This window comes from Arthrobacter sp. NPDC056691 (genome assembly GCF_042791415.1).
GTDB lineage: Bacteria > Actinomycetota > Actinomycetes > Actinomycetales > Micrococcaceae > Arthrobacter.
The window spans coordinates 24,859-47,125 of the sequence record NZ_JBHTXX010000006.1; the positions used below are offsets into that span (position 1 = coordinate 24,859).

13 protein-coding genes are annotated in these 22,267 nt (G+C 62.7%); 8 read left to right on the forward strand and 5 right to left on the reverse strand.

Annotated elements, in window-relative coordinates; all coding sequences use genetic code 11:
• The first annotated feature begins 23 nt into the window (after positions 1 to 23).
• The 8 genes from ACFRAU_RS07175 to ACFRAU_RS07210 all read left to right on the forward strand — a co-directional run bounded on the left by ACFRAU_RS07175 (position 24) and on the right by ACFRAU_RS07210 (position 17,451).
• Entirely contained in the window at positions 24 to 572 is a 549-nt protein-coding gene (locus tag ACFRAU_RS07175) for a hypothetical protein (RefSeq protein ID WP_377999320.1), read from the forward strand.
• A gap of 262 nt (positions 573 to 834) precedes the next feature.
• Positions 835 to 2,601 carry an AAA family ATPase gene (locus ACFRAU_RS07180; protein ID WP_377999321.1) on the forward strand — a complete coding sequence of 589 codons (1,767 nt, stop codon included), beginning with the start codon at positions 835 to 837 and terminating at the stop codon, positions 2,599 to 2,601.
• A gap of 152 nt (positions 2,602 to 2,753) precedes the next feature.
• On the forward strand, positions 2,754 to 4,790 hold the full coding sequence (locus tag ACFRAU_RS07185; protein WP_377999322.1) for a hypothetical protein: 2,037 nt from the start codon (positions 2,754 to 2,756) through the stop codon (positions 4,788 to 4,790).
• A gap of 123 nt (positions 4,791 to 4,913) precedes the next feature.
• Complete coding sequence (locus ACFRAU_RS07190; protein ID WP_377999323.1) at positions 4,914 to 8,984, forward strand: type IV secretory system conjugative DNA transfer family protein; 4,071 nt, start codon at positions 4,914 to 4,916, stop codon at positions 8,982 to 8,984.
• 177 nt (positions 8,985 to 9,161) lie between these two features.
• The gene (locus ACFRAU_RS07195) at positions 9,162 to 14,729 is read left to right on the forward strand and encodes a hypothetical protein (RefSeq protein WP_377999324.1); all 5,568 of its coding nucleotides are present in this window, start codon (positions 9,162 to 9,164) and stop codon (positions 14,727 to 14,729) included.
• A complete protein-coding gene (locus ACFRAU_RS07200; protein ID WP_377999325.1) occupies positions 14,707 to 16,536 on the forward strand; it encodes a hypothetical protein in 1,830 nt (609 codons plus the stop codon). Before ACFRAU_RS07195 ends, ACFRAU_RS07200 begins: the two co-directional genes overlap by 23 nt.
• A gap of 28 nt (positions 16,537 to 16,564) precedes the next feature.
• Positions 16,565 to 16,933 carry a hypothetical protein gene (locus tag ACFRAU_RS07205; RefSeq protein WP_377999326.1) on the forward strand — a complete coding sequence of 123 codons (369 nt, stop codon included), beginning with the start codon at positions 16,565 to 16,567 and terminating at the stop codon, positions 16,931 to 16,933.
• Between the two features lie 131 nt (positions 16,934 to 17,064).
• Positions 17,065 to 17,451 carry an HU family DNA-binding protein gene (locus ACFRAU_RS07210; protein ID WP_377999327.1) on the forward strand — a complete coding sequence of 129 codons (387 nt, stop codon included), beginning with the start codon at positions 17,065 to 17,067 and terminating at the stop codon, positions 17,449 to 17,451.
• A gap of 108 nt (positions 17,452 to 17,559) precedes the next feature.
• On the opposite strand, the gene ACFRAU_RS07215 is transcribed toward ACFRAU_RS07210, so the two are convergent.
• The 5 genes from ACFRAU_RS07215 to ACFRAU_RS07235 form a co-directional block, all read right to left on the reverse strand.
• Positions 17,560 to 17,934 carry a hypothetical protein gene (locus ACFRAU_RS07215; protein ID WP_377999328.1) on the reverse strand — a complete coding sequence of 125 codons (375 nt, stop codon included), beginning with the start codon at positions 17,932 to 17,934 and terminating at the stop codon, positions 17,560 to 17,562.
• A 1,497-nt stretch (positions 17,935 to 19,431) separates the two neighbouring features.
• Positions 19,432 to 19,848, reverse strand: coding sequence for a hypothetical protein (locus ACFRAU_RS07220; RefSeq protein ID WP_377999329.1), 417 nt, complete (start codon positions 19,846 to 19,848; stop codon positions 19,432 to 19,434).
• A complete protein-coding gene (locus ACFRAU_RS07225) occupies positions 19,845 to 20,267 on the reverse strand; it encodes a hypothetical protein (RefSeq protein ID WP_377999330.1) in 423 nt (140 codons plus the stop codon). The genes ACFRAU_RS07220 and ACFRAU_RS07225 overlap by 4 nt, the downstream gene beginning before the upstream one ends.
• 339 nt (positions 20,268 to 20,606) lie before the next feature.
• Entirely contained in the window at positions 20,607 to 21,371 is a 765-nt protein-coding gene (locus ACFRAU_RS07230; protein WP_377999331.1) for a hypothetical protein, read from the reverse strand.
• A 148-nt stretch (positions 21,372 to 21,519) separates the two neighbouring features.
• Entirely contained in the window at positions 21,520 to 22,185 is a 666-nt protein-coding gene (locus ACFRAU_RS07235) for a hypothetical protein (RefSeq protein ID WP_377999332.1), read from the reverse strand.
• Between the last annotated feature and the right edge of the window lie 82 nt (positions 22,186 to 22,267).

Consider the following 22,267-nt stretch of genomic DNA (forward strand, 5'->3'; position numbering starts at 1 on the left):
GCCGGATGACGAAAGGAAAGATCATGGCACTTCTCAAGGGCAAGGGCGCAATGACCGGAGTCAACCTCATCGCCAAGGTGTACGACAACGGCAAGACCAAGGACAACAAGTCGGTCTACGCCGACGTCCAGGTTGATGCCCGCGACGCACGCGGTCCGGAGCAGGCAAACCTGCACCTCAAGTCCGAGCGGGTCAACGGTGAAGACGGCAAGACCCGCTTCAACAACGGCGCGCCGTACTCGGTCAGCCAGCTGGACGAGATCGTCAAGGCCGCCGGCGCCAACGTGGAGCCGATCAAGGACAAGGACGGCAAGGTCATCGGCCAGATCTACGGTTTCAAGGGCAACGTGATGCCCGCGACGCGCGGCACCGGCCTCGTCGCCAACACCAAGTCGGTTGAGGCCTCGGAATTCAAGGTCGACGCGGACACGCTGGACAACCAGTTCAACTCCATGCGCAACGCCCGCCAGGAGCAGGCTCCGACCAAGGAAGTTCAGGCCGATGCTCCGGCCGTTCAGGCAGAGCAGGTCATCGAGCAGGCGGCCGGGATCGAAGAGCCCGCAGTCGGCTGATTCACCCAGCCACCCGAAAGGCCCCCGGTGTTCTCCGGGGGCCTTTCGCGTGGAAAGGGGAATTTCACGGCAGATGCTCCACGCAATCGTGGGGTTGCGTCCGGGATGCCGGCACGGGGTCTCAGCTGCAGGCGCGCGGGAACTGACACTCGCAATCGTGTTCTATCAGTGTCTTGTCATCGCCTTCTCAAGTCGCTCTCATGATAGAGTTTCGATTGAATATCCAGTGGAATCAGCGTCCCGTCGAGAGGTCTTGCCCCGTATGTTCCAGGAAGACGAGCTCAATGAGCGCTACCCACTCCTTTCAACGCTGGCGGAGCCCCTCAGGACGTCCGATCGCGCCACCGTCGGCCGCGAACATGAGATAACCCAGTTGCTGGCCTCGATGAGCCGCCCGGAACTCTGCAATACCCTGCTGCTGGCCCCTCCAGGCGTGGGAAAGACCACTTTGGTCCAGGCAACGATGACTGAGGATAAAAAGCGGCGATACCTGGAGGTCGATCCATCACGGATGATCGCTGCCGCCGGGAATTCCGAAAACATGGCATCCACCCTCAAGGCGTTCTTTGATGAAGCCCAGCGCTTTGTCAACGCCGAGGGCCAGGAGCTGGTGCTGTCCATCGACGAGTTCCACCAGATTGTCCAGCTCTCCCATGCCGCCGCAGAGGCAATCAAGCCTGTGCTGGCCGCTTCCGGAACCCGGGGCATCCGCATCATCGCATCGACGACGTATGAGGAGTTCCATAGGCACATCGCACCGAACCAGCCTCTCGTCGAGCGCCTGCAGCGCATCAACCTGAGCCCTCCGGACCAGGAAACGACGGTGACGATTCTGCAACGCATGGCCGAGCGCCATGGCGTCGGCGGCGAGTTCTGTGACGACCACATCTTTCGTCAGATCTACGAGTACACCGAGCGCTACATGCCCGCTTCCGCGCAGCCGCGCAAATCGATCCTGGTCCTCGACTCGATGATCGGCTGGCACAGGATGACATCCCGCTCCATGGATCGCGAGCTGCTCTCAGACGTGCTCCAGGAGTCGCTCGGGGTCAACGTCGCATTCCAGGTTGACGGAGCCAGGATCAAAGAACAGCTGGATGCGAAGGTGCTCAGCCAGGATCTGGCCACCCGCGCGGTGGCCCGCCGGCTGCAGCTGTCCGTGGCGGATCTCAATGACAAGTCGCGCCCGGAGGCAAGTTTCCTTTTCGCCGGCTCATCCGGCGTTGGCAAAACAGAACTGGCGAAGCAGTTGGCCCGCCTGCTGTTCGGGGACGACCAGCGGCACCTCATACGCCTGGACATGACCGAATACGCGGAGGATTCGTCGTTCGCAAGCTTCCGTTCGGAGCTCACGAAACGCGTGTGGGACCTTCCCCATGCCGTGATTCTGTTCGATGAGGTCGAGAAGGCTTCGCAGATGGTTACCCGCGTGCTGTTGCAGGTACTCGACGACGGACGACTATCCGATGACAACAATCGGGTGGTCAGCTTCCTCAACACCTACATCGTGATGACGACCAACGCGGGCTCGGAAATCTACAGGACGATCGCACAGTACGCGGCCGACCACACGGGTTCAGGCAGGCAGCTTCGCCATTACGGGAAGCTCATCAGGCGCTCGATTTCGTCGACCACCGGCGACAACCGGTTCCCGCCCGAGCTGCTGGGCCGCATTGATTCGATTGTCCCTTTTCAGCCGTTGTCGCTGGTGACTCAGGCGATGATCATCCGGAACAAACTGCGCGAGCTGACCCGGGAAGTGCTGATCAAGCACAACGTGCGGATGGAGATCGACCAGCGCGTGCTGCAGTACCTCACTGAGGACAGGGGCGACACGGACTCCGACGCCGGCGGCGCACGCACCGCGGTGGCAAAGATGACCGACGAAGTTACCACCGCGGTGGCGACGTTCATCAATGAGAATCCGTCGCAGCGGCTGATCCGCGTCGATGTCGTCGGCGATCTGGCCAGTGACGACAAGAAACTGCTGACCTCAGACGCCTGCATCGAGGTCAGCACCATGCGGTGACCTGGACGGGAGGTCGCGATCCTGTCGAATAGGTTATTCAACAAGACACGGATAGCTTTCCCGCTCAATTATGAGTGCTGTCTCGAATATAGTGGAGACAAGATACTCATAAATCAGGCGACCTGTGTTTCATCACGAAGGGACCGACATCAATGGGCATTCTCGGGACGGCGGCAGCGAGCCGAAACAAGGACCGAAAGAAGAAGCCTGATGAGCTTCTGTCCTCCGTGGTGAGGGAGACTGCGATTCCCGCAGCCGTTGAGCTTCTGCGCAGCAACACGCCCTTCGTCTTTCCCAGCGGAACGGCGTGGACCATGCTCGTGCTCGCTGCAGATGCGATCGGCGGCCTGAGCAGGCGGCACAGCCGCGACGAGGCGAAAGGCTCGATCATCGAGCTCATCGGCTCCGACCAGATCCACACCGTGGCAACGGCACAAATGCTCAAGGAAGAAGTCTTCGGCATCATCCCCACCGAGGACACCCTGAACCGCATGGAAGAGTATTCGCTGCTCACCGGTGCGAAGTTCGCCTGGGCCGTTGTCTGGCAGAAGCCGAGCGGCGATCTGCTGGTCGACCTGGTCACTGAAGCGTCGTTTGCACAGGCCCGGGAAGTCGCTGCCGGTATAACGAGCCTGGAAGAAGCTGTAGGCAAGGACGCCTGGGCTGAGCACAGCGGGCTGGATACGGGTTTCGAAGCCGCGGCGGCAGCCGGAACCGCAGACGAGGGCGACGGGATCTTTGACCCTTTCCCGGGCGACGGGGGCGACGGCGGGCCCGACGACGTTCCGGTCTTCAGCGATGCCGATGAGGATGGTGCAGACGCGACTGGGTTCGATGGGGAGGGGGGCATCGATGATGCAGATCCTGCCCCGGCCGAACCCGCGCCGGCGAATTGCGCGGCCGGCGACTACCAGGCGTTCGATGAAACGGACGCCGGCTACGGCGTCGAGGACGGCGGCCAGGACACAGTACTCCTGGCTGACCAGGACGAAGTGCGCGATGTGATCGCCCGCCGGTTCCTGTCCGAGGATCTGGATCTGGACATCCGGCTCGATGAGTTCAATACAACCTTCGGCATCGGCGCACCCGTCGTGCAGATCGCCGTGCCCGAAGGTGCCACCGAGTGGCTGGGTGACCAGATCGCCCAGCTCAACCGGCAGGCGAATGCGGATCTGGCGCAGCTGCGCTTCGCGCATGAGGACGAGCTTCGCACGCTGTACGTCAACCTCATGTCCAAGCATGCCGAGCAGGTCATCCGGGATGTGGCCACCGATCGCGACGGCTCCCGGTACAAGTCGCTGAACGAGAGCGCTGACCAGGCGCACCGGGAGCGGCAGTCGGAGAGGGAACAGCGGATCCGGACCCGCAAGGCCGAGATCGTCAGGGACTATGAGAGCCACGCGGCCAGGCTCGCCCAGCAGGCGGCCATCCAGGCGGAGATCCAGTACAAGGAGCGCAACCGCTCGAAGATGGAGCGTGAGCAGGCCGACGCCGTCGCCGAAATCGAGCGGATCGTTGAGGACGACCACTCGCATGACCGTCAGGAGATCCTGCGCGTGCGCCGTTCGGACGCGTCCCTCAAGATGACGGTCGGCACCTCGCGGATCTTCGAGCTGCTGGCAGAGCGCCAGTCAGGGTATCTCGCTGCCGAGGAGGAGCGCCTGGGTCAGTGGAAGGCCGAGATCCAGCGGATTGTCGATGACAACCGCCAGGCTGACATCGTCCAGGCCAAGGCTCTGGCCGAGCACCAGCGGACCACCGATGAAATCGGCAACGTCCGCCGGGAGCAGGAGGCATTGCTGGAGGTGATGCGCGGCCAGCACGCAGACCGCATCCATCGACTGGAGGACGAGCTCGAGCGCAACCGCAGGGACGCCATCACGCAGATGCAGGGGCGCGAGGCAGAGTGGCAGCACAGCCTCAACCTCGAAAAGGAAAAAACCGACTCTGCGACGCAGCGTGCGGCCTTCATGCTTTCGCAGTTCGAGACGGTTGAGAAGTCCGTGGCCCGGCGCTACGAACTCCGTCTGACGGAGATGCAGACGGACAAGGAATCGTATGCCAACGAGCTGGCACGGGCCTCCGAGGTCCAGGGCCGCTCCAGCAGGATTCTCGTCGTCCTCATGGTGGCACTTTCGCTTCTCACCGGCGTGGCGGGATACATCGGCGGGGCCGGGCTGGGCGGCTGAGCCCCGGGACCGGCATTGAAGCAATGATTCGACGGCGCACGGGAAGCTCTTCCCGTGCGCCGTTGCCGTCCGCAGGACCAGGCGGACAAAGCGAACCGGCAAGACACCGAAGTGAGGATCAGGATGGCTTGGAAAAAGTGGAAGGCTTCGCGGCCGCAGGCGAGCAGCTGGGACAAGATCTCCGCCAGGACGCCGGGTGAGACGCTGACGAACAGAGAAGTCCACGGCGACCAGCAACTGGACCGCGGCCAACGGCGCACCAAGCACTCGAACACCTCGGGGATGGTTGTCGGGGCGGCCGTTGGCGTTCTTGTCGCGGTTGTTGCCTGGCTGATTTACTCCCTCATCGCCGTGGCGGTGCTCTCGATTGGCACTGCCATGGGGGACGGCCCGGCCGGTGGCAGCAGTGTTCCCGGCTCCTACTACGTCAAGAACACGACGACCGGGCAGGGCGGTGCTCCTGTGGCCTGCTTTCGGCCTGTGAACCGGAAGGGCCACCCGGACATCAGGTCGGTATGCCACCGGACCGTTGAGGATGTTCCTGTGCCTGAGTGGTGGACCGCGGCCCAGGCCGGACCCGGGAAAGCCATCCGGGGGGACACACAGGCGAAGGACGGTCCGGCCCCGGCCAGCCTGGGTGGGCAACTGGCAGCCGTCTCCGCATTCAAGCTCTTTCTCACCCTTGGTTCCGGTGCCCTGGTCGTGATCGTGATCGGCTCGTGGACCGGCCGGCAGGTCGCCAAGCACAATGCGCACGTCGACCACACCGACATCAACGACCACCGCAGTGATCAGCACATTGCGTTGCCCGAAGAGGTCCAGCAGAACTACAGCTGGTTCCCGGACGCGGGTGCGCACTCCCCGGTCCAGGTGAGTTCGATGATCAGCCACATGATGCTCAGGAAGAAGGGGCTGGGCACCGTCGAGGTCTCGCAACGGGCTGAAGAGGACGTCATCGGCGATGACGGCAACATCGTGTACTACGCGGGCGAAATCATGGTTGACGACGGGGGAAACCCTTTGGTGGAGACCATGCCGGTCATCGATGAGGACTTCGGTGATGAGCTCTTCGAGGCATCAGGTCTCCCGCAGGACAGGAACCTGCGCAGGAAGTACGACACGACCCTGATCCCGTACAACCCTGGCGGGGCGGACCGCAACAGGTCCGGACCGGCACAGCCTGGCCAGAAGCCGGAGCCGAACTGTAAGACGGTGGCAGACCACATCAGGAACGACTGGGAGTTTCCGGCGTACGAGGTCCAGCGTCCCGCCGGGGCGTACATCGTCGACACCGCACCGGTGAACACCATGGTTCTGGCCATCACCAGGGCCGGCAAGGGTCAGACCTACATCGAACCCATGCTCGACATGTGGAGCCGGGAGACGGTTCCGTCCAATATGGTCGTCAACGACCCCAAGGGCGAGCTGCTGGTGAAGAACTACGTTCCGCTGGTCACGCGCGGCTTCGAACCCGTCCAGTTCAACCTCATCAACTCCATGAAGACCGACATCTACAATCCGCTGGGGATGGCGGCCGACGCTGCACGTGAGGGCGACGCGACCAAGTGCGCGTTGTATGTCGAGAACATCGGGGAGGTTTTCTTCCCCGTCGAAGGCGGCGAGGACCCGGTATGGCCCAACGCGGCCAACAACGCCTTCAAGCGCGCCGCGTACGGTTTGATCGACTTCTACCTCGAGGAGGAGCGTGAGCTGCGCGAATATGCCGCGGCAACCGGCATGGACCCGGAGATGCTGGAAAAGCGGCTCGATGACATGTGGGGCAGGGTCACGCTCTACAACTGCTACCAGTTGTTCGTTCAGCTGACCTCGAAGAAGCTGAAAAATCCGGCGGCCGAGCTGGAGAAACGGGTCAGGGACGGCGAATTCGAGGACGACAGTGAGGCCTTGGCAGACGAGCAGGCGAAGGTGGCCGGGAAGGAATTCCTGTGGGAGGGAAAGGCGGACCAGGACCTCCTGACCCTCTACTTCAACGCGACCCAGGCGCTCCCCCGCAACTCGATGCGAACGCTGGTCGGAAACGCACACAACGCGCTGGTCGCGATGGCAGGGGCCGAGAAGATGATGTCCTCGGTCTACGGCATTGCCATCACCGGGATGAGCTTCTTCACCGACCCAACGATTTCGACCCTCACGTCGGGCAAGCCCTCGCAGAATACCGACCTGGCGGGATTGTCGTTCCCGCGGAGGCTGGGCGTGCGGTTCTCCGCCAACTTCCTGAAGCGCTACCACCTGCTTGGCCAGCAGGCTGTATGGACTGCCTACGCCGACCCGATGTTCACTGAGCCGCTGGGGCGGGATTTCGAGCACTCCGAGATCGTCGGCCGCGTTGGCTGGGCGCGCTACAACTTCAAAGGCATCTTCCCGCAGGATGAGGCGTGGCTGAAGCTGGAACTAATCAACCCCCAGTCGAACATGCTTGTCCGCACTTTCTACTTCCACTTCAAAAAGGGCTACCAGCTCTCGCTCAACGGACGGCACTTCGTGGTGGAGCCGGTCACCGGCAGGAAGATCGTGAAAAACGGCGTGCTGCGCGAGCTCAAGCCTGTGCGCGAGGGCGGGACCCGGGACGGCACGATTCTCTCGTTCGCTCCCGGCTACACGACGTATCCGGGCACCCGACTGGATTTCTCCGGCGGCGGGAACCCCGAGATGATCGAATACGGGGCGCGCGCGGTCACCCGGACGATGGCACGGTATTCAGAGTCGCCGAAGGCAGTTTTCCTCGTCACTCCCCCGCACCTGATGAAGTACGCCAAGCTGATCCTCATCCTGGTCAAGCAGCTGGTGGACGTCTCGTTCGACCAGTCGTACATGACGAAGTCGAACCAGAAGCCGCTGTACCGCACGCGGTTCATGCTCGACGAGCTGGGCAACCTGCAGTCCGACGGAAACGGCATCTCCGGCTTCGAGACCATGCTCTCGATCGGCCTCGGCCAGGAGCAGCAGTTCACGCTCATCCTGCAGACCCTGCAGCAGCTGCGCGACGTCTACGGTGACTCCGTGGACCGGATCGTCCAGAGCAACGTGTCGAACATCGTCTTCCTCAAGTCGACCGACGACTCGATGATCGAGACGCTGGAGAAGATGGGCGGCAAGACGCACCGCACGCACGCCAGCTCAAAGCAGATCACGCAGAACCTGGACAAGGTGGTTGGCGGCAAAACGGACGGAGCCATTTCCGTCACGTACTCGACGGAAGAGGAGCCGCTGATCAAGTACAACGACATGGCCTTCATCGCGCCACGGAACTCGATCGTATTCCGCGCCGGCGATGCCCCGGTGTGGAACCGTAACGAAACGATCCTGCCGATGTCCTACAAGCTGCTGGGGAACACCATCACCCATCCGGGGCACGAGTACTCGCTGCAGACGATCCCCACGCTGAGCTCGGCGATGGAGTTCGACGTGCGCATGAACCAGCCTGACTTCGTGAAGATGCTCGACAAGCGCATGCACCAGGCGGTCAAGGCCACGGACGCCAAGGCGCTGTACCAGGAAACCTACAACTATAAGGACATCGACATCGAGCGCCTGGATCCGGACGTCTACTCCGATGAGGTCATGGAGGTCGTCACGAGGATGACGGTGGTGGATGACAGCAGCGACCCGGACTCCCCTGTGGTCGTGGACCCGGAGGCGTATGAGGCGATGATGATGTCCAGCGACGAGGACTTCCTTGAGAACGTCGAGCTGGCTGTCGGGCTTGTTGAGCTCGAGGCGGACCGGGTTGAGCGGCAGCGCCTGGTCTACGCAGAGGGGACCATCAGCAAGGAGATGCTGATCAACCACAACGGCTCGGCCAGGATCAAGACCCTGGACAGGCAGATAGCCGAAGCGTACAAGTCCGTGCAGATCGAACTCGAGCTGGACCGCGACCACTTCACGGTCGGCGGTGACGGGGAGCTGCGCAGCGCAGACGGGTCGAAGACCTACGTCAGCCAGGTCCGCTCCGACGCATATGCGGAGGCCGCGCGAAAGATCAACACCCAGGTACGGGAGCAAGGCTCTCGTATGTTTGCCGAACAGGATGTCACCGAGGAGGATCTGAAGTCGCTGGCCACGGTCAAGGTCCACTCGGCCTTCTACCAGTACCTGGCTTCGCTGCCGAGCTGGGAGGTCCTCGCCGATGGCCGGTTCGACCGGGCGATGGCTGTGGAGATGAAGTCGAAGTAGCCGGTCTCACCTGTTCCTGGCTACATGTGAGTGCCGGGGGGCTTCCCGCGCAAAGGGAGAAGCACCCGGCACTTGCCTTTCAACTCGTCTTTCAGTTTGCCTATCGATTCTTATCGAGAGGCGCGGTAGGCTCGACACACAGTTATGTATTCCGGGCCGCCACAGGAGGCTGAAAAGATGAAGAAAGCACACGGACTGCGCAGGTACTTCTACGAATACATCTTCTACAAAACAGTCGAAGAGGCGCGTGACCAGACCGGACAGGTCATTCCGATCTCACAGGCGAAGGCGATCCGCGGGCGCGTCGACGGAACGCTCGCCCGCCAGGGCACGGCGCTGGCCGATCCACAGTTGGGTGTCACTGCCTGCCTCACCGCCATCGACCAGGCTTTCGGAGACAAGGTCCCGGGCTATACTCCCCAGTTCGGCGACCGGACGCCTCACAACGGGCGCTACCAGCAGCTGCAGCGGGAATTCACCCGTGCAACCGGAGTCGGCGCCCAGGCGGATCCCGGGACCGCACGGCTTCCGATCAGCCCCTACGACCCGGACTGGTCCGGGCGGGCCACCGTGAAACGTGCGGGTACAGCGCTTGTCTACATTCCGGACCGGACGATCGTCCGGGTGGCCGGCGGCGAGGTCGAAACCCTTGCCGACCCGCGTCGCGGGAACATGGTTCTCTGGCGCATCGACGGGGACGGTAAGCCGTACGAGGCAGGCCGGGCGATGACGAATGAAGACGCGGCAGGCCTCACCACCCTCATGGACAAGATGAGCCAGCGTGAGTACGACCAGGTCCGCGAATGGGTCATCGACGGCGGGCGGGATCCGAAGACGGGCCGGGTGGATCCCAACCGGTTCATGTCCCGGCCTGCAGTTGCCCGTTCCGCAGCGCTCCTTGAGGAACTCAAGTCACAGGGCGTCTCCTATGAGGTGCTCCGCGACCGTGAACCCGGCCAGATCAAGGCGAAAATCTCCGGCACGGGCATGGAGATCCGGCTGACGGACACGCGCCAGGAGGAATACGCCGGAGCGCGCATCTACGATAACGGGACGGTTCTGCGGTACTCGACGAACCACCGGGTCACCGGCGGCATGGCTGTCTACTCCCCCACGCCCGATGAAGCCGTTCAGCTGCTGCGCTTCGCCCAGGGGCGGCGCATTGAACGGCTTGATGCTCCGGGCCGCCCTGCGGGCGGGACCGGCACAACGCACCGGGAGCAGGGCCGCGGACGCGCGGTCCTGGACGTGTCAGACAGCTACCACGTCGACCGCGAGTCGATGTTCGTGGTGGCCGACTACACCGCACCCGGCGAATCCGGTCCACGGCCGGGGTCGAAGGTGATGCTGCGCCGCGACGCGAAGAACCGCTCACTGCCCACCTTCTTTGTCGATGTCGAGCCCGCCGAAACGTATGTGAAAGCCGCTGTCGAAACCGCCCGGGAGAACCTGCGCGCGGCGCTCGGAGTCGAAGAGCTGATCTCCCGTGCCGCGGCCGAGGCCGGGCGAACCGGCGGACGGCTGGATGAAATCGAACCGCCGGAATATTCCTCCGATTCCGAAATCGCGGCAATCCAGCGGTCCTACTGGGATGTGCTCACCGGTGCACGCAGCGGGCTGTTGCGTCCCGGGGCAACCGAACAGATGTACCAGGAGCGGATGGATGCCATCGGCGAGCTGCAGGCTGATGAGCTTTATGATCCGGGGAACCTGGCCTACTCCGGCCCGGACGCGGAGAAGGTCCGCCAGCACGCCGACGACGTTCCCTTCGAGCTCATCGGAACCTGGGAGGCCCAGCCCCACGACGTCGCCGGCGAATGGGTGGACCGGCGCTTCGATCCCGGCCGGGTGGCAAAGTACATGACCAGTCCCACCGGGCAGTGGTCGAACCTCGACAACCTTGCTTCTGCGCTGCGCCGCTGTGGAGTCGCCCCGGACGAGATGATGGGTAGCGATTTCCAGACCACCCGCTTCAAGGACAGGCTTGTCCGCTTTGACACCGCGAGCGCCGTTCCGATCACCGGGCACAGTTCGGAGTTCATGCGGCGCATCGGCGGGACCGTGCGCGGGAGCATTGAACGCAATGCGGCCGAGGTCACGCAGATCCTGGTTGATGACCAGGGCGTGATCCGCTGGAGCGGCGGGAAGCTGCGTCGCGACGGGACTATCACTCCGGTCACGGGCGAAATTGGGCAGGTTTTCGACGTCGGCGCACACGGCGAGATCGTCACGCGGTTCGCCAGCGGAGAGAACGCTTTGGTCGTGCCCGGCTATGAGGCCCGCATCGCCGCACAGATCCCGGGCGGGGCTCCGATATCCGTCGAGGAACGCACCCTGCTGCGAGGTTATGAGCAGCTCATGCATGAGCGGATCGAATACCAGATCGCCGGCGACCTGGCGGCGGGCAGGAGCGAGACGGGCGAGCCGTCCTCCCTCAACGCCGTGTACTCCCAGCTCTACGGAACTAAGCACCCGCTGGATTTCATCGAGCAGGCCACGACGTACGAACTCGACGCGTCCACCGGGGAGCTCACCGAACGCCTGGACGACTGGACGGCGTCGATCCTGCAGACCGAAGCACGCCGGGTGCGCTATTCGAACGGGATCAAGCAAGGCTCGACCATCTACGCAGAGTACCGGGCCGGGCGTGACCGCACCGACCCCGCCGACGACAACCGCTTCGATGCCTGGCGGCTTACCGGCGGGCGGAACATGACGGTTCTGACGGGGACCGGCCGGAACAATGTCGCTGCCCCGGAAGGATACTTCGACCCGGTGATGACCGGAGGCGCGACCAACCAGAGCATTGTCCGCTACCTGACGGAAGACGCGGCCGTACGTGCCGACGGTTCCATTGAACCGGGAGACCCTGCGACCGTGACGGGCTCGCGGGCACCGCTGATGAGCCGTCCCGAGCTGGAGACTCTGCGCTACGATCCGTTCGACCGCCAGCAGATGACGGCCTCCACGATCATGCAGTCTTCGGAAGTGACCCGCCCAACGGGCACGGCCCTCATGACCTTCGGTGGCTGGACTGCTGATGACCCCATCGTCATCAGCACCGACTTCGCCCGGGGGCACAAGATCCGCGGAGCCGGCGGGAAGCTGCGGGATCTGGTGGTCGGCGACAAGATCAGCGACCTGCACGGCAACAAGGGCGTTGTGTCATTGGTTATTGACCGGGACATGGCACCCGGGGAGGCCCGCAGCCTGGGAATCGGGAAGGAGGTTGCCTGGTTCAGGGCAAACCCCGGCATGGACGTGGTGATGAGCCCGTTTTCGCTGATCTCCCGGCGCAATGCCGGCTCAGCCCGCGAACTGATGCAGGGCGGAACCTCGCCGTTGATTCGTCCGGCTGACGAGGCTGCACAGGCCACGGGTGAACCGTTCCCGGGGCGCCAGGCCGGCGCGCTGGGACAGATGCGCTTTGTGGTCACGCACATGGCCGTGGATGAGAAGACGAAGATCTACGACGACGAGGCAGTCCTTGCCGGCCGCGGCCGTAAAGCTTCATCCCAGCTCGCGTGGGCGCTGCAGGCCCAGGACTGCCCTGCGATCATGCGCGAGTTCTACAGCCACAACAGCGGCGCGGAGTCTAATCTCCGGGAATTCCTGCTGGTGACGGGCATGGACATGGAAGCCGACGGCACGCTCAGGATCGTGGGCCAGGCCGATAGCGTCGACGAGCGCCCGGAGCGCCGGCTCATTCCAATGCCGGAACTGATGCGCACCAGGCCGCGCACCGAGGGACAGCTCCCGGGGCTCAACACCACGGCGATGCGCAAGTCCTTCGGTGAGCTTATTGGCGACCGAGGCGGGGACATGGAACTGCCCTTTCCTCTCACCTGCCCGACCGGCGAACAGACCGAAACGGTGACTGCCACCTCGTGGAAGCTGCCAGTGATGTCTTCGCATCTTCGCAGCGGCCAGGAGTTCGACGACGGTTTCTCGGTGACCCACGACTACACGCGCAACTACCAGGACGTGTTCGTCGAGGCATGCAGGTACCGGTACATGGCCGAACAGCTTGAAGGACAGGGCCTGTCATCGGAGAAACGCGCCGAGGTGCGGCGCGGCATGAGCGAGTCGGTGTCCCGCGCCCAACGATCGTTCGAGGCGATCACCACTGACGTCAGGAACCGTGTGCTGACCGGCAAGAACAACATCTTCAAGACCGGGCTGATGTCCTCACGGTTATCCGACTCGGCGACGATGGTGTGGACCGCGGATCCGCGGCTGGATATCGACCAGATCGCCCTGAGCCCGGTGAAGGCCGGACAGCTGGGACTGGCCGAAGGTGATCATGCGCTCGTGTGGCGTGACCCTGTCCTTCGGGATGCGGGTGTCCGCTACATGCGGGTTGCGATCGACGACCGGCTCACGGGAGCTGCAATCAACCCGGTCATGGACCAATGCTTCGACGGTGACTTCGACGGCGATGCCGTCGCCGTCGTGAAGCTGCACACCGAGGCAGCCAGGACCGAGGCCCTGGAGAAGCTTTCGGTTCCTGCGAACCTTCTTGATACCGGCGTGGTCCAGGCCGGCGGTGCACACCCTCTGGCCATGCAGGTCTCACTCGACACCAGGGTGGCAGTGTCCAGGAACCCGGAGCTGGCTGCGGAACTGGAGAGTGCACAAAAGGAAGCGAACCGCCTGCGGTTCGCCGACTATGCACCCGATGAGCTTCGCGTCTGCCGGGAGATTCTCGCCGAGGAACTGAGCGAAACGTACCGTGCCACGCAGCGCTCCGAATTCGGCTCGGCCCTGACCTTCGGTGACCGTGAGACCCACCTGAAGAGTGTGCGGGAAGTCTGCGTCGAAACCGGTGCCAAGGGCAGCGCGAAGAAGCTCGAAGACTACGCCCGGAACCTGGGTGACGCGCACGGTACCCCCGGCATCACCCAGGAGGACCAGGAGGCCTCCATGTTCGCTACAGCGATCAAGGCCCACGGCACGGGTCTGGGTGGCTCGTTCAGCCAGCGTGCTGTGCGCGCGCTGCGCGGAGCCGACCTCAAGGCCGTCCTCGAGATCACCTATCCGGTGACGCAATCGATCCTGCAGGCCAAACACGATGCTGCCGAGGCCCGGCACAAGTATTCGATGCTCCAGGGTCCCGGCCGTGAACTGTGGCGGGGACGCAGGCTGGAACATGTCGGTCCCCATGAGTGGCGTGCCGAGTTGGTGGACGGTGAACCCGTCCAGGCAACGGCAGAGGAGTGGGCCGAACAGTTCACTGAGTTCTATGAGTCCAGGGAGGGCTTCGGGGTCGAAGTTAACCCCGACTACGTGTCCCGTGTCGCCCGCGCACTGGAGGATCCCAAGACGGGTCTCATCCGCAACCTGGAAGAGGACCCGTCGCTGCGCGGCAGTGTGATGGACCGGATGGCCTATGGCGGAACCTTTGACGACCTGATCGCGGCCGCCAGGGACCGGGAGAGTATCTACGACGGCGAAAAGAGCGGGCAGTTCGCTGCAGCAGGCGCCAGGAAGGCCCTCGCTGAGACCGGAAAGCAGCTCGACGCTCTCGAGGTCCACGGGCCGAAAGGACCGTACAGCGCTCCGGTCTTCGTCGATGCGTCGATGCTCAAGCGCGACGTCGTGGCACAGTCCGCGGATTCTTCCCGGGTCCGCGGTGCCAGCCGGCGTTCTGCGATGGCAGTAGCCGTCGGCAGCCCGACGCCGGTCTATACGTCCGGTTACCCGGCAGGGCAGGAGCCCGGGGATGACTGCGGAATGGCGTACTGAGATGGCACAGCGAAAGAAACTGGGAAAGGGTGCAGACCGACGCCGGCGCGCGGCCAGGTTCCTGCCTGTCAGGACTGACGGAACGGCAGGTCCGGATGCATCCGATGACGACCACGGGCAGGCTTTCATCCCCGAGCCCGGCATAGATGCCGGCTGGGAGGCAGAAGTGGACGAGCCGGTTGACGCCGGGATCCCGGGTGACAACGGTCCGGACGCTTTTCGGGCATGGCGCGAACGGGCCAGGGACCGTGCCCGCGGATTCTTCGGGCAGATGACCCGCGGGAAGATGAGCGACCGCGAACGTGTCCACATCATCGATATGGAGCGTTCCGGTGACGAAACCGAGGGACTGGACCAGCGGGAACAATTGCTCAGGCTCCGGGCAGAAACCCGGCTGGCTGGCGAGGCATACATGGCCTCGCTGCGCGACTCCAATCTGCTGGTGCCGGGTTTCAGCGACGATGAGCGTGACGGGGAGGTCAGCGTCATGCATCAGGTCTACATGCAGATGATGATGCAGGCCTGTCTCAAGCCGCTCTCGCGCGGGGTGAACACCAACGCGGTCATCCAGGCAGCGGGCATGATGGTAGCGATGCGGATGCTCTCCCCTGACTTCCGGAAGGAGATGGGCAGCTGCCTCCAGCCGTTCAGGGACAAAATCCAGACCCGGATCGACCGGCGGACGCGGTCCATGGGAGTGTGGGCCGAAAGTTTGGCCGACTCCAACAACAGAGTGGTCGGCCAAGGAACCAGGACACGGCTGGAGAAGAACCCGTCGCTGGCCGGGAACGAAAAATTCATGAAACGCCGGGAAGACAGGAAGACCGCCCGCGGAGACTACCTGTCGAAGAAGTGGCAGAGCAGGCTCGATGACCTCGAACGCCGTGACCGCGGCAACCGGGAGATGTACACCCCCGATTCGGCAGCCATGACGGAGGTCGGGCTGATGGAGAACGCATTCTGGAAGATGCGCGAATCCGGAGCCGACGTCGGCCAGATCCACGACAGCTACAGGGCAATGCGGAAGCGGCTGCACGATCAGATGGGTGAGGACGGCCTGGACCGCCAGGACATCGTGAAGCGGGCCCGGATGATCATCGGTGAGCGGATGGAATGTGAGCCGGAGCTGCGCACGATGTTCAACGGCATCGCGCACGGACGGATCGTCAAGGCTCCCCTGCACGGGGAACGCATCGCGGGCACTGACCGCGTCCGGGACGTCTGGAGTGGTGAGTTCGATGACCAGCTGGGGAATCGTCTCCCCGACGACGGTATGCTCACTCTCCGCCGGCCGATGGCGGCGGACGTACACCAGATCCAGCTGGCCGAAACGATGAAGACCTCGATGCTGGGGGGACTGGCCGGGCGCGACCGGGAGGGCTTCATCTGCAGCGTCCAGGGTTACATGGTCGGTTTCGCAGCACGTCGGGAGGGCTTCGACATGCAGGGCCTTCCCGACGCACTCCGCCAACGCCTGGACCAGACCGAAACGATGATCGCCACCCTGGACATCGACGGTTTCACTTCCGGCGAACAGCAGCGGATCTATTCAAATGCCTATGTCGACGCCATGGAAGCCGTCGGCAGCGAGCACCCTGATCTTGCCCACGAACTGACGCTCGCTTTCGGGGAGAACTGGCAGGAGACGCTGCAGGCCGCTGTCGATGATCCTGCCGCCTTCGCAGAAGCGGAACGGATCCGTCCGCGGCCGTTCCGCCAGGGCACCGGCCGCGCCGGGCAGCCGGACGGGAACGCCAGGCCGGCGGGTCCCGGTGCGGGCGCAGACGCCGGGTACCAGCCCGCTTAGCAGGAAAAGCCGGAACACAGGAGGAAAGATGAGCGAGGAACAGCAGCCAGGGGTACAGGAGACCAGGTACGGATCGCGCCTGGCACGGATGTTCGGCTATGTCACGCCCGAGGACAGGAGCAGGTGGGAGCAGCAGCGGGCACAGAACAGGAGCCATGTCAGTGCGGCGAAGAAAGGGGTGAAATCGACGCTTGGTTCGATGATCGAGTTCGGAGAACGGAACATCGGCTCGAAGCTTGATGCGGCCCATCGCGTTGCCGCGCAGAAGCGCTTCGAAGAATCGCACGACAGGATCGTCAGCAAACACCGTGATCCCAGGACGCGCTCGATCGTCGAGACGGTCGACTACAAGCGCACGGATGACCGCGAAGAAATCGAACCGGATCTCGAAATGTAGTTGAGTAGGCATCGACAGGCGTATCGACTCATCAGAGAGTTGGTCCGTGCTTCTTCTCGATAGAGGTCACAAGTCGATAGACTGGTTTTCAGGCAATAGCGGCATAAAGGACGTCAGGGCAGGGTGTGGGCATGGAGACGACAGCGCGTTCGCGTATCAGCAAGCGCCGGTTCATCTCCCGGATCGCGGGCCGCTGTGGATTGCCGGTCCGAACGGTGAGCGATGTGTACGAGGCAATGCTCCGGGAGCTCACGGACGTCGTCAGCACTGGACAGGCCGTTGTCCTGACAGGCTTCGGCCGGTTTTACCGGCAGGATCACAAGGGCCACAAGGTGCGCTTTGGCAAAAGCGATGTTGAAGGCTATTCGGTGCTGAAGTTCTCCGCTTCCCGCAGCATTAACCGGCGCCTGGTCTTCGAGGAAGGCGCCGATCCTTCCCGGCCCGAGGCGTACGGGATGATAGAGGACATGGATGATTTCGATGACGCAGGGAACCGGCAGCTGGAGGCTGTGTCGTAGCCAGCGAAGTGCGAGCTGTAGAAAAGAAGAACCCCGCTGATGCACCGGGCATCAGCGGGGTTCTTTCCGTATTCAGGGCCGTCATTGGCGATCGTCTGCGGCTTGTGGTCAGACAAGCCTGATGGCGGCCTTTTGCCGGCGTTTGGCTGCTACGCTCCGGGCCTCACGTGCAATGCTCCAGGCAGCGTTTTCAGGTGTGCCGTCTGCGGGATGGACCTGATGCCCTGCAGTCCCGGTAATGCTCTCACCGGTTCGGGTGGTGGCGTGCAGGCAGTAGCTGCGCTGGTTGTGCACTGTATGGGATACCTCCAGCTCCAGGCGGATATCCCAGACGTGCTCCTGGGACCGCAGTATTTTCCTGGTCGCTGCCAGAAACAGCAGGGCAGCAGCCTCTTCGATCTGTTCGGACGTGGGTTCCGAGAATCTCCTCACACCGGCTGCACCGGCAGGCATGACGCGGATCGGAGCAGGTTCAGTGGACATGACGGCTCTCATTTCGGGTGTGGTTGCTTCCCTTGTCGGGCATAGACCCGGTCACAGCTGTGCTGTGACGGTATAGAGCCAAAAAGAAAACACCCCGTGCACCGCACTCGTTTGCTACCTTCCTGCCATAGGCACCGTGGCCATTCATGTTCGTCAGCCACAGGACTTCTCCCCCCGCGCCTGTGGTGCGCCGGGTGTAAGCTCAGCCAGGAACGGACCCTTGAGCCACTCCGGGAAGGGGCCGGATCATGGGCATCTGGGAAAACTGAAACAGGTTAGGGAGACAGTCACCGCCTTGAGCGCCCGACGGCATCCTCGGCCCAACAAAAGCATGCACGGAACGAGCGGCGTCGACGAGGACCAGATGCAGGGCTATTCCAAGATCTGGGCGTCCGAACTGCTGGACGAAGACACTTGGGAGAAATGTGCCCAAATCGACGGCCTTCACTACGACTCGATGGCGCAGACAAAGACTGATTATCCAATCAACGCTTGTGAAAGCGGGGCGGGCTGCCGGGGAACCCTCGTGTCCCTCTCTATTGACTCAGTCCCGCGTGCGGACGTGGATGGGGAGGGACGAGTCACCGGCGCGATCAGGACACAGGACTCTGGTGCGGAGCTTCAGCCGGGCCGAAGAAGCTAACCACCCGGCAGAGCCAATATCCTTGCCGCAGAGATGCCTGCCGGGAAGCCCTCATCGGGGGCCTGTCCATGGTGTCGCTGCTGTACGGGAACTCAAGTCAGCGCATGGATTGAGAACCTCTACATGGGGTGACACCGACGGTACGGCGCCCATCCCCGCGGGATTTCGTTCAGAACGAACCGAATGGTATCCAGGTCGAGGTCCTCGGCGACCTAGAAATCCTCTCCTGCCAAAGCCATGCGAATTGCGGACATGAGGCAGTCGCCCCCTGATGCCACGCGACAGGCTGTGAACCAGCCTTGGGGCCCGTTTCTCATGACTATGACGTAAGTTTTGGGCCGGAGCTCGCGCCTACTTAGAGTCTCTGCTCAACCTCATCCACGGGCGGAGACGTATCAGCTTCCTCATCCGTTCGGATCGTGTCAAAGTGAATCGGTGTAACCGGGGAAAGTTTCGGAAGCTCCAGGTCCAAATCCATAATGGACCCCTGCACCTCTATAGCCCTACGGCATGCGTCATAAACAGGTTCTACGAATCCGTACGCTACGCGCTCTCGGACATAATCGACGTTCATAGGACGGCCGTCCGCTTCGTAAGCTCGAATAAGTCCATTGGCCCTGACCTGAGCATGAGCTGCCTCTGTGCTGCGAAACAAGTGCCCAACTAGAAGATAGTTGGGTGCGCGAAGGCCGTCCTTTGCTCTCGCCGGAAACGAGTACAGGTACACATCCCACCGGAGCGAAACATCTTCTTCGTTTTCGCCGCCAAAGTGTCGGTTAAGCTCTATCCGATCCACAAGGACGTCAAAGGAGATAGGGCTCTTAGCGCGAAGATCCGTCAGCGCTGATGGCACCTTATCGCCCACTGGCCAGCTTCTCGACCATGGTGTTGAAGACGGTCTCGGCCGGGGAGCTCTGATGCGACCGATGCCAGTGCTGAGGAACGTTGGCCAGAGAACGACGGTAATTTTCTAGGTTGCTGGTGTAGCGGGAGCTGACGCGGTAGGTCACAAACGCGTCTATCGCGTATGCGAACTCCCGCAGGTCGCTTAATGACACGTCGACCCTACCGTTGCTGATGTCCTCTGCAAGATCAGCAGGGATTCCCAAACGGGCAGCCACATCTTCAATACTGCGCTCCGAGTCTCGGAGGGCCACGGCCAACGACTCCCAGAGGTGCTCCTGTGCCCGGAGGTTATCGTCCGCCAATGCCTGCTCAGGGGTTGGATTTTCCAGTCCCCAGATATCGGCGGCTTCGTTAACGTGACTCATGAGGTACCTCCCCCAACTCCATTATTGAGATTTTTAGTGTGCTGCAATGTGTCCCAATCATGGGCTCTTTGGGCTGCGATATCAATGGACGAATTCTGCTCATTATGCACGTCGTCATCATTGGGCTTCGTCCCCAAGTGTAGCCCGAGGATGACCCGATCGCGCAAAGTGGGCTCGGCACAGTACAGCCGGACCAGCCTCGCTGGAAGGCTTGGGCGGCCAAATCTGTATGTGCGCTCAGGCTGGGGACGAAGCTCGATCACAAAATCCGCACGAGACATAACCTTGGCATCCGGCGATCTGCCCGAAAAATCTAAAATGCCTTGCTGCGCCTTCTGCATGAGTCGCCTTAGCCTTGCAAATGCATCCTGATGCTCAGCTTCCGACAGTTGCGGGTCAAGCGCGTTGGTGTAAAACACCTGCATCTCTTCCGCCAAGCGCCTCAAGGACAGGTCCCAATCGTTGACCTTCGCTGGGGCGCCTGCCGTCCCCTGATTACAAGTACACCTGCACCCGATCGGCTGTGCTGCTGAAAACAACGCTCCCCCATACGTACAAGGCCTGGGCTCCCACCAGGCCTGCAGAACCGACCTTACCGGGCGGCCTGCTTCCAACCGAGAGGCGCTCCAGTAGGAGTGCCTTGTTTCGGAATCATACACAAAGTATCTCGACATGAAAGGGACGCACCTCCCGCTTCAGTCAAGGCGGCCGGGGTTTGGTTCGCTCGCGTGAAAATGGGCGTCGCAGACGAGGGCGGGTCAGGCAGCGCCCAATCGGGCGAGCTCCTGTCGGAGCCTGTGGATTTCGGCGGTTTTCTCCGCTTCGAAGTGCTCTGCGATGATCCGGCGGGCCGGCCTCCGGCATTCCAGCGGTGAAGCGCGGACGAATGCCGGAGGAATCTCTATCCGGGGGCCCGTGAATTCGCCGTTCATGCTGTTGAAGGGGGTCATGAACCGTCGTTCGCCTTCACTGCTGAACCAGGCTGTACTGAATGAGAGCCGCGCCCATCTCAGCTCGGCCGGAACCGCCGCAGCAGCGGGATAGCCCATTTCCTTCCGGTAGAGCACATCAAAGACAGCGCGGATCCGCTCTTTCAGTTCCTGCCACAGCATCACGTGAAGGTTCCACGCGGCCTGCTCGATCGGGCTGGAGGTTGCTGCATGACAGCCGTTAGTGGTTGGCCTGAGGCTTCCCTGACGGCCGGGCCCGTCCTCCGCGATGATTCGTCGTGCCAGTTCACGGCAGGCTGTCGTGGAGGCGCCGATGAACTCCGTCGGGATTTCAACCCGACGGCCGTATTGCCTGGTCTGCGTGTCGAACTTCGTGACGAACCAACGCCCGCCCTCGGTGGTAAACCGGCTGGCGCTGAAGTAGCCGATCGTTGCCCACACCAGGCTTTCGGGAACTGGCGCAACGGGGATGTACAAAAGCTCTTTCTGCCGCAGCACATCACGCACGGCTTTGAACCGGGGCTCGAACTCGTGCCAGAGCAGCGTGTGGATCGCCAGCCCGTGGTGCTCCACGGTCTTGATGATGTCGTGCATCCCAGTTGTATCAGTCATGGCGCGGAGTGCCTCCTTCGACGGCATGGCAGCCGTCATCGACAAAGGTGTGTGGGTATCAGGTTGGTTTGATGGTGGCTGTGCTGTCGGCACAGCCACTGCCCGTTGTTCAGGCCGGTGAGATCTCCCCTGCCCCGCGGGATGACGTGACCGGCCTCCGTGCGTGGTTTCCAATGTCGGCAGTCCGGTAGGCTCCTGTGGTTGCATCGAAGGCTGCTTCGGTGAGAGTCACTGTCGCCGGCATCAGGAAGGTGGCCACGAGGGCCGCCAGACGGTGGTCATCAGCAAGCACGGCTTCGGGAATGTGCCCCGGGGCGTCGAAGAACTGCCCGGCCCGCCCGATAAGGCTGGCGGAACGGCTCTCGCGGTCCGGAAAGTGTTCCGCGACAGTCTGGCCAGGGCCATATTCGGTGATGACCGAGTAGAGGACCGGTGGTGCGGCGCTGCTTCTTGCCGTCGTGCCCACGTACAGCTGGATCCCCCAGGGGCGGCAGAGTTTGGCGATGGCATTGACGGCTTCATCAGGGCTGGTGTTCGACCGTGCAACGTGGCCGTGATGCAGTTCGTGGATCCCTGCGGCCCGTTCTGCCGACACTGTTCCGGAGAATACGTCAGAGGCGGTGAGGATCCCGACGCACATGCTCAGGCGTTGTGCAGGGGTTTCATAGTGCCCGTGGAACACAATGCGGTCCGCCTGGCACAGGATGAGGTCGTAGCTGGCGCGGGAGCCCGGAGCGGGTTCCCCGGTGACGGTTTCGGTGCCGGGCGCTGTCATGGCGGGCTCCTTCGGTGGCTGAAGTGGAGAGGATAAACAGGGTGGACAACCACAGGGACGGGGGCATTCGATGAACGAAGCA